Here is an 11,392-nt window from a genome sequence, read left to right as displayed (position 1 = left end):
AGTGGAATTAGATAGAGAGGATCGGGTGCGGATGAGTAGCTTGAGTGCGGAACTATTTCCAGCGCTGAGTACGTCAATTCATTGGGGAATTATTGAGGCGGAGTTCAGATTGAACGACATCGTGGATGAAAAGCTGGTGAGTAATATTAGCATCATTCCGTTTGTTGGGGATCAATGTGTCGTCTTTCAACTGGATAATGGAGATTGGGAGCTGCCTGGAGGGACGCTTGAAGCAGGTGAGCAGTATATGGATGGACTGAAGCGCGAACTGATGGAGGAACTTGGGGCAGACATGCGGTCCTATCAGATCTTTGGTCAATTCTATTGCACATCCAGTGCGTTGGAACCGTATCGACCGTATATCCCGCATCCCCATTTCGTACGAATCATCGGTTATGGAGATGTTGAACTTGTCGGTGATCCGCTGAATCCGGAGGATGGTGAGCAGGTGGTTGCAGTGGAAGTGGTAGAGATTGATGAAGCGATCCAAAGATTCCAGAAACAGAACAGACATGACATTGCGGAGATGTACAAACTGGCTTATGTACTGCGAAATGAAGCTAAACAGTCAGGCAAGGGCCAGGTATTCTAATTCCAGATAACTTACGGAGGTAATGATGATTCGAGATAAAATTAACGAGCTGCTGGATGCGTTACCCGAAATGGAACTGAACCGAGCATATTGGGGGATTGAGCGTATCCATCAGGAATATATGTTCAAGGAGAAATTGCAGGATAAAGGGGTTGTCGTATCCGAACTGTATGAGGAATCCGAAGGGATTGTACAGCAATGGGACAGCGTATTTGCCCATAATATCGATGATGTGGTCAAAGAGTCTATCCATTATAGCCAGTACAAGTGGCATATGTTCAGTTATGAACAACAGAAATGTCTGACACATGATGAAGCACGAGATGCTTTCGATGCCGAGCCGAAAGATGAAGTATATGTGATGTATGAAAGTGGTGGTTGGGTGCTTTTATACGAAAACGCGAATCGGGTCATTGCAGCGGATTTTGATTCGGAGCAGGATATCTATATCTTCGACCGAGCGTTTACATGGACGTACGTGTATACGCACGAATCCATGTGTGGCCCTTATTTTTATAAAATAGAACAAGCATGATTCTGAACAAAAAAGGGTAACAACGAATTAAATAAACTTTGCCTTGGGAGTGATATCAATGCAGGAACTTTTTAAGAAGATCATCAAAACAGACGTCAAACCCGTATTTGCCAAACACGGCTATTCGAAGAAAAATCTGAATTTCTACAAAGCGGATGGAAACCTCGCATATAAGTTCAACATTCAAAGAGCAAAGTATAACACCAGTAGACAAGTCCAGTTTTATGTTAATTGTGGTGTTCATTCCACCGAACTTGCGGAGTTGCATTCCGTTGGATTGAATGGAGACATATTGGAGTTCACATCTCATTTTACCTGCCGAATCAGAGAAATAGCCCCTTCCGCTCCGGCCCACTATACCTTAACGCCTGATATCGATCCAGACGCTTTATCGAAAGAACTGGTGTCACATTTGGAAGAGGGTATGTCATTCTTACACTCGCTAACAGGGGCCAGAGATATAGTCCATTATTATATGGACAAGACAGCGCTACATTTAAGCGAAGTAACCTTCCGTTTCCTGCTAAAAGCCGGCGATACGGAAGAAGCCAAGCATTATTTACAGCAACTGCACGCCAAATACGGAGCCGAAAAGCGCTGGACGATATTAGAAAAGAAATATGCAGCCGTTTTTGCCGAGTACGGATTATAAGTTATATGGTAAGAAAACAAGCCGAATTCATAACCTAATTTCAATTTGTTTGGAGCTGAATTTAACAATAATTAAAATTGCGATTCCTTCCAATAATATGTCTGAGATAAGGGTGAAAATCTGGAAGGACTGATAATCATGAGTAATATACGGGTTCTACTTTATATAATGTGTGCTCAATAGTTGGACCGAGATCAGCATCCAATTGGTGAAATTTAATCCTGAAGTATAGACTCTTTAGAAAGTTTTTTATGTTATTCTTTTGCCTAAACGAGGGAAGAAATTCTGCATCTTTCTCTACATCACCAAAACGTTGAATCCATTGCTTTATGTAAGTCTCACTAAGTATCCTTCTATTTAAGACACTAATGATGGATTTCACCATTCTTTCATCTTCCCCATCGGAGTACACGCGATCTGTGACGGTTATCTTTTGATAAACTAAGTCGAGGATAGTTAAGAGATCGGTCTCATCTAGTTCGCTACATTGAGCTAAATCATCCAAAACATCTGCTGCGTGTGCTATGGCATGAGCCCAGCCTTTTACTTCGTCATGTCCACGGTAATCACGCTCTTTTTGTACATTGTAGAATACGTTCTCTTTTATCTGATGAATGTGTTCTTTTAAGAGAAATGGTGATTCTCTATGCCTGGATAAAAAGACTGATATAACCAACATAGAGAAAGATCGAGTGAATACAGCGTCTGAATTTGTTTCTCCAAGTCTAAAATGCAAATGGTTTTCATCCAAGACTACGGGTAAGATTTGCTCTAGTTCGTACACAGTCAGAGCATGACCAGGAATCCAGTTCGACAAGGTTGTGTAAATTAATTCATCACGTAGCTGGGCATCCAAAGAACCGATGTTATGTATCATTTCTTGTACTAATGGAAATATATCTGAAGGTGCTTGGTAGTCATTCTCTTTTATTAATAACAACTTATCTTTTAATTCCATTCTACACACTCCTATGAGTAAACTATCATTCAGGTTGACTTGGTTATATTATACAATTTATAAGGAGTGATGCCCACATGGCAAACGATAAATGAACACTCAGAACATGCGAACAAGGACATTCGTATTATAAAAAAAGTGACAGCCCAACCTGTCCAACGTGCGAAGCTGAACGTAAACCGACAGAAGGATTTCTAGCCTTGCTGTCAGCTCCCGCCAGACGTGCCTTGGAGAATGAAGGCATTACAACACTACTGCAACTTGCGGAGTACACGGAGAAAGAAATCCTGAAGCTGCACGGAATCGGGCCATCTGCCATGCCTAAACTTCGAAATGCATTGGAAGAAGAGGGATTGTCTTTTAAGAAATAACCCTCTTCACCCCTTTCCTCTAATCCAAGACGGAAGTAATCTCCTCCATCGTTACCCGATACAACAAGTTACCTTCACTAAGTAGAAGACGATGTTGGCGAAAATCCTGCCGTGCCTGCTTGAAGGGCTGATCTTCCTCATTTAACAAAACAATCTTCTGCCCCTTGTTCAATCTACCGGGTTTCTCCATTTTTTTAAGCACAAACGTCCCATGTTTACCGTACCCGGCATCGAACAAGAAATGATAACCATCCGTACTGAGGCCAGAGGAACCGGAGATGTTTGGATTCATAAATGTTACGTTAGGTTCACTGGTTCCCCCTGAGATACAACCGAGTTCAAAATCGGTATAGAAGTAGAACCAGACCTGCTTCTCATTTACCACATTGAGTGCGTAACAATCTGCAATGTCAGCTGCGCGGTTTTCGTACACTTTATTACCGTGCTCATCCCAGGCCAGCAGACCGCTTGATCCAATTGGATCGCTCCATCCGTAGTTACCAAATACCCCTTCATCGAAGTAACTGGTCCAGATCGTTCCCTTCTCTGTGACCTGTACACTTTGGATACCGTCTCCCAACAGAAACTCGCGGATCGTATTTCCGTCTAAATCACACAATTTGGCGTTCAGATCAAACTGTTCATTTCCGTAATTCGCACACCGTGCTCCGACGAGCAGCAGATGATCATGCAATGGTTGTACGTAATGATAATTGAACGTCTGTCCCCAGATGACAACTTCCTCGATAGTTTGATCTGTCACAATAAGCACTTTGTACGTATAGCTTTGATTCAATTTACTCTGAACGAACATACCTCGTTCTCTTTCGGGGATCTGATTCATCAAAAGCACATAAACAAGGCCATCCCCGCCCCACTGGGTGGAAACGATATCGAAGCCCTCGACATAGTTTGAAATGTCGGCAAAAGGCAAAAGTTTTACTTTGGGATTGGTCATATCCATATCCTCCTTTGTAGTCAAATTCAGAGTCACCATCTGCATCTGTATAAGAGGATTATGACGTACGTGTACTTTACTGAACATGGCGGAAGTATAGCGAAGGTCTTTCTTTGGCTTTTACAGTGGATGAGTATGATGTTTGGTAACCTGTGCCTTGACACTCGTAGTACAATAAGGAAGTTGTGTAAAATTCTATATAATAGGAGGGCGGAGAGATTGCTATAAGGAGAGTGTGAAAATACATACAACGCACGTGAATGAAGGGGTAAGAATCACCCGTAGATTCAATTTACAATTACGAGGAAGACTCATCTCAGAAAAACAAAACTAGTTAAGGAAGTGTTAAGAGGTGGAACCACATATTCAAGAGCAAAAGACAGACTACCGTCCACTAGGCGTATCGGGCTTAGGTGGTTGGCTGATTCTCGTCCAGATTGGATTATTTCTTACGTTGATTTTCCTGGCGCTCCAATTGGTTATGTATTGTTTGCCCATGCTTACAACAGAGACTTGGGAGTTGCTAACTTCGAAGCAATCTGAATATTATCACCCGCTATGGGGACCGGTCGTTATTTTTGAAACGGTATATAACGCACTGTTTTTAGTGTTTAGCATATATACTATCATTGCTTTGTATAGTAGAAAATCGATCTTTCCTCGTCTTATGATCATATTTTATAGTGTCAGTCTAGCCGTTAGTATCATTGATTATCTATTGTTGCTTCAGATTCCGATGGCGAGAGAACTTGAGGATGGAAACTCGTTAAGAGATATTGGCAAGTCGGTACTTACTTGTGCCATCTGGATTCCTTACTTTATCAAATCCGAGCGAGTTCATAACACATTTGTAAGATAAATGGTAAGCAGGAAATACCCGATCTTGGATAGAAGCTATCTGAGATCGGGTTTATTGTATATATGCCGGGCTAGTCATACAGTGTAAGGTATAGTGTTCATTATAGAAGTGAAAAGGAGGAGAGATCTTGAAAATTTATCTGGTAAGGCATGGGATGGATGAGGAAGGGTATCGAGGCGGATGGAGTGATCGTGGACTTACGGAACAGGGAATCAATCAATCCAGGAAACTGGGAGAGCATTTGCATCATCATGCTGAGGAGTACAACATACATACGATTATTAGCAGTGATCTTCCTCGTGCAGTGCAGACTACACGGGAAATTGAGAAGAAATTAAACATGCAGGCTAGCTTAATGAAAGATTGGCGTGAGATGAATAACGGAGATTTGGCAGGCATGCTCCATAAGGATGCTGAAGAACATTACCCAGGAGTTTATTTCAACACCCTTGAAATGGATTCACCTTTTCCGAGAGGAGAAAGTCCAAGGGATTTTTATAACCGGATAAGCATATCTTTCGAGAATCTTCTTAGAGATATAGAGGAGGAAACAGTAAAGACCAATGTTCTATTAATTACTCACGGCGGAGTGATTAATATTCTGTATTATCTGCTTGAGAAGAAGGAATGGAGCAATAAGTCCAGCTTTTATCCCATGGACAACACCAGTGTACATACCGTTGAAAAGGGAAGGCATGGTTGGAAACTTAGCAGCGTAAATGTGTTAAGTCATCTAGATTAGTTGTTTTTCCATGTTAAATAGAAGACGGAGGCGATGACATGAGCGATAAACCAATTGAACTGTTGCAACGTTTAAAATCTTTATCCGGCCCATTTCCAACGTGGGATACGGGGCAGTTGCCGGAGCGGCCGGGGAAGCTATTTTTGGAGTGGTTGAGATTGGCGGTTGAGAACAAAGTGAAAGAACCTCACGCTATGACAATCTCCACCGTGGATCAAGATGGTTATCCTGATGCGCGGATGTTGATTTTGAAAAACGTAATTGATGAAACGTTCTATTTTGCCTCCAGTTCGGAGAGTCGAAAAGGGCAGCAGTTGAAGGAGAATCCTCATGTCGCTCTGACATTCTACTGGCCTTCCCTTGGAAGACAGATTCGGATAAGGGGAATTGCCGAGGATCGAGGGGAGGAAGCGGGCGCTGATGATTTCCGCAAACGTTCAGCTGGAGCAAGAGCAGTTGCCATGACAGGACATCAGAGTGAGGTTTTGGATAGCGAGGAAGTGCTGGATAGTTCCATTGAAGCTCAGAAGGAAAAGATAAGACTTGACCCCAGTGTTGTTACACCTCATTGGCGTCTATATGCCGTGAATGCACAAGAGGTGGAGTTTTGGCAGGGAGATTCGGAGCGCAAGCATGTACGAGTCCAATATGTAAAGCAAGATGGGCAGTGGAAGACACTCAGATTGTGGCCTTGATATTACAACAGGTGAGTTAGGCAACACGGACTGAACTGGTGTGTGTTTCTTTTTCCTAACAATCTGAGGGAGGATAAATCTATGAAAACGATTGAAAGTTTCTTCGAACCATTTCCCATGTTGGAAACCGAACGGACGTTACTTCGACCTCTTACTTATGATGATCTGGAGGATATGTACAGTTACTGCGTTGTACCTGCTGTATCGGAGTTCACGACCTGGGACGCGCATCAGAGCAAAGAAGACACCAAAGCTTTTTTAGATTTTGTCATGAGTCGCTATGAGACGGATCTAATAGGCCCGTGGGGGATCGAAGATAAACACACCAAGGGGCTGATTGGTAGTTGTAACTATCTAGGGTGTGACAGCGATAACAGGAGAGTTGAACTGGGATATGTGTTATCTGATCAATTTTGGAATCAAGGTTACATGACCGAGGTAGTGAAACGAATCATCCAATTTGGATTTGACGAAGTGGGGCTTGAGCGAATCCAGGCCAGATGTTTAGTGGAAAACACAGGTTCTGCCAAGGTCATGGAGAAGGCAGGCATGCAATTCGAAGGTGTGTTGAGGAAATACATGAAGGTGAAAAATGAGCTTCAGGATCTGAAGATGTATGCTATCGTAAAAGAAGACTTCTATACTCGTGTTAAATAAAGAACGTGTTTTTGAAAGGGCGATCGAGGTTGAACAAAGGAATTCTGTATCTTATGTTATTCATGACTGTTTTAAGTAGCTCAGAAGTGACATACAATCGTAATGCCGTTTCAAAAGAACCTCCTGCATCTCATGCAACTAAGATATTTACTGAGGATGAATTCCAATTTCAGATTAAATCCAAAGATATTACGATTAAATTAGGAAGTACTCGTGAAGAGGTTGAGCAGCAACTTGGACTCCACGTGGATTATTACTACTATACGAATGTCTACCAGTACAAAGATATGAGTATTCATTACAAAGATGGCATTGTGGATGGCATCATGATTAATGATCCGGCAAAGTTCATAAAGTATAAAACGCCAAGAGGGATAGGGTATGGAAGTACAGTCCAGGAGGTCTTCCAACAATACGGTAAAAAAGCTTTTATAGATACTAAAAAAGGAAAAGTAAAAAGTATTACATATGTCATGGAGAAAAATAAAAAAGGCAATTACCATGTCATACCTTCCTTTGATCATGCAATATTAGAAGGAGGATTTGAGAACATGAAAGGATTGTCCATGGCATTTGACCAGAAGGGTCGTGTGTCATTCATCATGCTGGCGAGCTATGACTTTGCCTATAATCCTGAGTTCAACAAGGACGACATACAATAGAGGATTATGGGATTACCTTACATCACTCCCGATCGTTGGGGAAATTTGTTTTTAACAACCAACGTACATAATGTCATATCGTCAACCGGGTGCCTTCCGCTATAATCTTCAAGTTATCCAAATGTGGATTGAATGAAGGAACCAGGAGGTACAACGAATTGATAGCCAAAAACAGATATAAATCACTTGAACTGGAGACACCCGGCGTATATGAGCTGGAAGGGCTTGAGGTGGGAGTGACATCGAACTGCAATTATAAATGCGACTATTGCTGCGCCTACAATCGGGATGATGGAGCGTGCATCAATAGTCAGGAAGTTATCCGTATTATTAGTGAGCTTCCTCGTCTCAAGAGAGTGCGATTGTCAGGGGGAGAAGTTACTCTGAAATATCAGGATTGCCTGGAGATTGTGACGTACTGTGCGGCACATGGCATCGATACACAATTGAACAGTAATGCAAGTCTGCTGACAGAAGAACGGATCATTGCGTTGCGTGATGCAGGTTTGTCCAACATTCATATCTCGTTCAATTATACGGATGTGGAGGCCTATGCTGCGTACTACCGTGTGCATCCTCGCATGTATGAGAGACTGGAGCAGAATATCCGTTTGTGTACGGAAGCTGGTCTGGAGACGGTATTGGAAACGTTACTATTTGAAGGTAACCAGGCGAACATGCAGGCTATTAGCGATAAGGTGTATGATCTGGGTGTGCGCATCCATGAGATCCAGAACAGCATTAAGATGCCGCATACCGATTGGAGTCAAGTTGTCTCCAGAGAGTCGCTTATTCGATCTGTAACGGAGTTGATTGAACATAAAAAGCCGGATACAACGCTCTATTTTACCTGTATGGATCGGTTTGCTGAACAGTTGAATTTGCGCGAACAACCTGGGGTGTATTTCTCTAATTGTGTGGATGGCACGAAACAGCTGCACTTGCACGGCAACGGGGATATTCTTATCTGTGAGTTATGCCACCCTGTTGTGATTGGTAACATCTATAATGGAACGTCGTTGAAGGATATTTATGCCCAACAGCCGCCGGCGTTAACGGAATTCCTGGAGAAGCGGCCTTGTCCCGCGTACGATGCCTTATTTCCAGATGCATAACAAGGAAGCTCTGATGAAGATATCTGTATTAAATAAAAATATGCACTACGATAGAAGTGACTTTAGGGCTCTATAGATTGAAAATCAAGGTGATCTGATTTCCTCAATGGGAAAAAGGATGGCCTTTTTTGATTGGACTATTCATTTACACAATAACGGAGAGGACAGAAAAAACCTGAAAAAGCGAAGCTAAAAGCTTTCTGCAAGAAAGCTACTTCGGAAGCATACGCTGCGCCTTTATCCCCGGATTTTCCCCTCTAGAAAAGGGAATCAAAAAAATCTGGGGGTAACAGCGATTGGAAGGTTGTTCTGTCATCGGAGTGGCTAGTGTAAATAATCTTTAGTTCAATTGATATGGTTTCAGATTCATTTAAGCTACCGGGCCTAATATGGCCTTAAGAACTTAGATGAAGAGGTGAGCTTCACATGATGAAGATCTATGAGAAACCAACCCGGAAAGAACCACATAAACGACCGATCTCTCCAAGAAAGCGCAGATGGCTCATCATCACACTTGTCATCGTGCTTGCGGTAGGTGGAATCCTGTACAGCCTGGCTGACCGTTACCTGATCCGGCATGTGCAGGTGGTTGTGGCGGATGGGAACACGGCAACGGCAACAACGAACAACACCAATGATTCCAGTAGCACTTCGACAAACGCAACTGAGGTGAATGCAACGTCAGATGATTGGAATTATTCGAGTGATGGTATGAAGGTCCAGATTGAAAAGGTACAGACGGGTTCTGGCTCGGATCAGATTACGTATTATGTAGCTGATGTTCAGCTAACGGATACAAGCAGCCTGCGAACTGCGTTGGCAGACAACAGCTTTGGAACGAACATTACCGAAAATACATCAGAGATTGCCGCAGCCAACAATGCGATCTTTGCCATTAATGGTGACTACTACGGATTCCGTGATGATGGTGTCATTATCCGAAATGGAACGTTGTACCGGGACAGCCCCACGCGGGATGCACTTGCCCTGTTCAACGACGGTACGATGAAAACATATAACGAGAATGAGATTTCTTCCTCGGAACTGCTGGCTGAAGGTGCAACCAATACGCTGTCCTTTGGGCCCATTCTGATTCAGGATGGCGAGATCGTCAGTGATTTTAGCAGTGTAAAAATCGATAACAACTTTGGTAACCGCTCCATCCAGGATGCGAATCCAAGAACAGCGATCGGCATGAATGCTCCGAATCATTACGTCTTCGTGGTGGTGGACGGACGGCAGGTTGACAGCCGTGGCATGACCTTGGCAGAACTGGCCGATGTCATGAAAGGCCTCGGAGTAACCGAAGCCTACAATCTGGACGGCGGCGGTTCATCCACGATGTATTTTATGGGCAGAGTTGTCAATAACCCGCTGGGGCGTAACCAGGAACGTGGCGTAAGTGACATTTTATATCTAACGGAGGGACAAGGATCATGACGATATTAATTCCATCATACGAACCCGATGTACGTTTACTGAATCTCGTTCTGCAACTGCAAACATTTAAACTTGGACCCATTGTGATTGTGGATGATGGCAGTGGCCCAGGGTACCGTGGGATTTTTGAAACGGCAGAAGCCTATGGCTGTAAGGTCCTGACACACCACGTCAATCTCGGTAAAGGCAGGGCGTTGAAGACGGGTTTTCAGTATATTAAGAAGTACGGACCTCAGGGCGGTGTAGTGTGCGCAGATAGTGACGGACAGCATCTGCCACATGATATTAAGCGTATCTTCGAAGTGCTTCTCGCACAAACGACACCAGGTATTGTACTTGGCAGCCGTCGCTTCAGCGGGAAAATCCCAGCACGCAGCCGTTTTGGCAACACAGTCACCCGGGCAGTTTTTTCGCTCACGACAGGTACCAAAGTATATGACACACAGACGGGTCTACGCGGTTTTCCATACTCCATGCTGGAGTGGCTGAACCTGATTCCGGGAGATCGGTTTGAATACGAGATGAACATGCTGTTAACGGCACACAAGGAAGGGTATGAAATTACGGAGGAGTTTATAGACACGGTGTATCTGGATCACAATGAGTCCTCTCATTTCCGCCCGCTGGTGGATTCATTCCGGATCTATATGCCAATCCTGATGTTCAGCACATCTTCGGTGCTGTCCGCTCTGATTGATTTTGGATTACTGTTCATTATCCAGTATTTCACGCATAATCTGTTTCTGTCGGTTGTTGCAGCGAGACTGTGCAGCTCCATCTTCAACTATACGATTAATCGGAAGTACGTATTCTCCACAGGACGAACCTCGAAGGTTCGGCAGTCTTTGCCCAAATACTTCTCACTTGTCCTACTGGTGCTGCTATTAAACTATGGTTTACTGTATTTTTATAATGAAAAACTGATTATTCCGCTGCTCGCAGCCAAGCTGCTGACCGAGGTATCCATCTTCCTGTTCAGCTATTGGGCGCAGCGCAGATTTGTCTATTAACCCTGAAGAGAGAGTAAGCCTATGGCTTGCTCTCTTACTTTCAATCCAAACCGTTTCAAAAGAATATCCTGCGCTTCTTGGTTAACAAAAAAGGTCGAGAACAGGGGTAAGCATACCCTTGCTCTCGGCCTTTTAAACTCACAGGA

At 43.5% G+C, this 11,392-nt stretch carries 13 protein-coding genes and 1 pseudogene; 12 read left to right on the top strand and 2 right to left on the bottom strand.

Features of this window, described 5'->3' with window-relative positions; all coding sequences use genetic code 11:
• The first annotated feature begins 31 nt into the window (after window positions 1–31).
• The 3 genes from QF041_RS12540 to QF041_RS12530 are packed head-to-tail and all read left to right on the top strand — an operon-like array spanning window position 32 to window position 1,779.
• Window positions 32–592, top strand: coding sequence for an NUDIX hydrolase (locus QF041_RS12540; RefSeq protein ID WP_307414430.1), 561 nt, complete (start codon window positions 32–34; stop codon window positions 590–592).
• Between the two features lie 22 nt (window positions 593–614).
• Window positions 615–1,127 (top strand): DUF4275 family protein, encoded by a 513-nt coding sequence (locus tag QF041_RS12535; RefSeq protein ID WP_307414429.1) that lies wholly within the window; start codon window positions 615–617, stop codon window positions 1,125–1,127.
• A gap of 58 nt (window positions 1,128–1,185) precedes the next feature.
• Window positions 1,186–1,779 carry a DUF4304 domain-containing protein gene (locus QF041_RS12530; RefSeq protein WP_076327157.1) on the top strand — a complete coding sequence of 198 codons (594 nt, stop codon included), beginning with the start codon at window positions 1,186–1,188 and terminating at the stop codon, window positions 1,777–1,779.
• 136 nt (window positions 1,780–1,915) lie between these two features.
• On the opposite strand, the gene QF041_RS12525 is transcribed toward QF041_RS12530, so the two are convergent.
• Window positions 1,916–2,737 carry a DUF2785 domain-containing protein gene (locus QF041_RS12525; protein WP_307414428.1) on the bottom strand — a complete coding sequence of 274 codons (822 nt, stop codon included), beginning with the start codon at window positions 2,735–2,737 and terminating at the stop codon, window positions 1,916–1,918.
• A 95-nt stretch (window positions 2,738–2,832) separates the two neighbouring features.
• Here QF041_RS12525 and QF041_RS12520 point away from each other — a divergent pair.
• Window positions 2,833–3,108: pseudogene (locus tag QF041_RS12520) on the top strand (RNA polymerase alpha subunit C-terminal domain-containing protein); the annotation flags it as partial.
• A 19-nt stretch (window positions 3,109–3,127) separates the two neighbouring features.
• Here QF041_RS12520 and QF041_RS12515 read toward each other — a convergent pair.
• A complete protein-coding gene (locus QF041_RS12515) occupies window positions 3,128–4,066 on the bottom strand; it encodes a hypothetical protein (RefSeq protein ID WP_307414427.1) in 939 nt (312 codons plus the stop codon).
• A gap of 352 nt (window positions 4,067–4,418) precedes the next feature.
• Between QF041_RS12515 and QF041_RS12510 the strand changes: the two genes are divergently transcribed.
• From QF041_RS12510 to QF041_RS12475, 8 genes are all read left to right on the top strand, one after another.
• Window positions 4,419–4,925 (top strand): DUF2569 domain-containing protein, encoded by a 507-nt coding sequence (locus QF041_RS12510; RefSeq protein ID WP_047842146.1) that lies wholly within the window; start codon window positions 4,419–4,421, stop codon window positions 4,923–4,925.
• A 127-nt stretch (window positions 4,926–5,052) separates the two neighbouring features.
• Window positions 5,053–5,667 carry a histidine phosphatase family protein gene (locus tag QF041_RS12505; protein ID WP_307414426.1) on the top strand — a complete coding sequence of 205 codons (615 nt, stop codon included), beginning with the start codon at window positions 5,053–5,055 and terminating at the stop codon, window positions 5,665–5,667.
• A 38-nt stretch (window positions 5,668–5,705) separates the two neighbouring features.
• On the top strand, window positions 5,706–6,362 hold the full coding sequence (locus QF041_RS12500) for a pyridoxine/pyridoxamine 5'-phosphate oxidase (RefSeq protein ID WP_307414425.1): 657 nt from the start codon (window positions 5,706–5,708) through the stop codon (window positions 6,360–6,362).
• 81 nt (window positions 6,363–6,443) lie between these two features.
• Entirely contained in the window at window positions 6,444–7,019 is a 576-nt protein-coding gene (locus QF041_RS12495; protein ID WP_307414424.1) for a GNAT family N-acetyltransferase, read from the top strand.
• A gap of 29 nt (window positions 7,020–7,048) precedes the next feature.
• Window positions 7,049–7,681: a hypothetical protein gene (locus QF041_RS12490; RefSeq protein ID WP_307414423.1), complete on the top strand. Its 633-nt coding sequence runs from the start codon at window positions 7,049–7,051 to the stop codon at window positions 7,679–7,681.
• Between the two features lie 158 nt (window positions 7,682–7,839).
• Entirely contained in the window at window positions 7,840–8,796 is a 957-nt protein-coding gene (locus QF041_RS12485) for a radical SAM protein (RefSeq protein ID WP_307414422.1), read from the top strand.
• Between the two features lie 426 nt (window positions 8,797–9,222).
• Entirely contained in the window at window positions 9,223–10,236 is a 1,014-nt protein-coding gene (locus tag QF041_RS12480) for a phosphodiester glycosidase family protein (RefSeq protein WP_307414421.1), read from the top strand.
• Window positions 10,233–11,246 (top strand): bifunctional glycosyltransferase family 2/GtrA family protein, encoded by a 1,014-nt coding sequence (locus QF041_RS12475; protein ID WP_307414420.1) that lies wholly within the window; start codon window positions 10,233–10,235, stop codon window positions 11,244–11,246. Before QF041_RS12480 ends, QF041_RS12475 begins: the two co-directional genes overlap by 4 nt.
• Window positions 11,247–11,392 lie beyond the last annotated feature (146 nt).

The sequence above is a fragment of the Paenibacillus sp. W2I17 genome, assembly GCF_030815985.1.
Classification (GTDB): Bacteria; Bacillota; Bacilli; order Paenibacillales; family Paenibacillaceae; genus Paenibacillus.
Note: the sequence above shows the minus strand (reverse complement) of the source record. Positions and strands in the feature narration are given on the sequence as shown.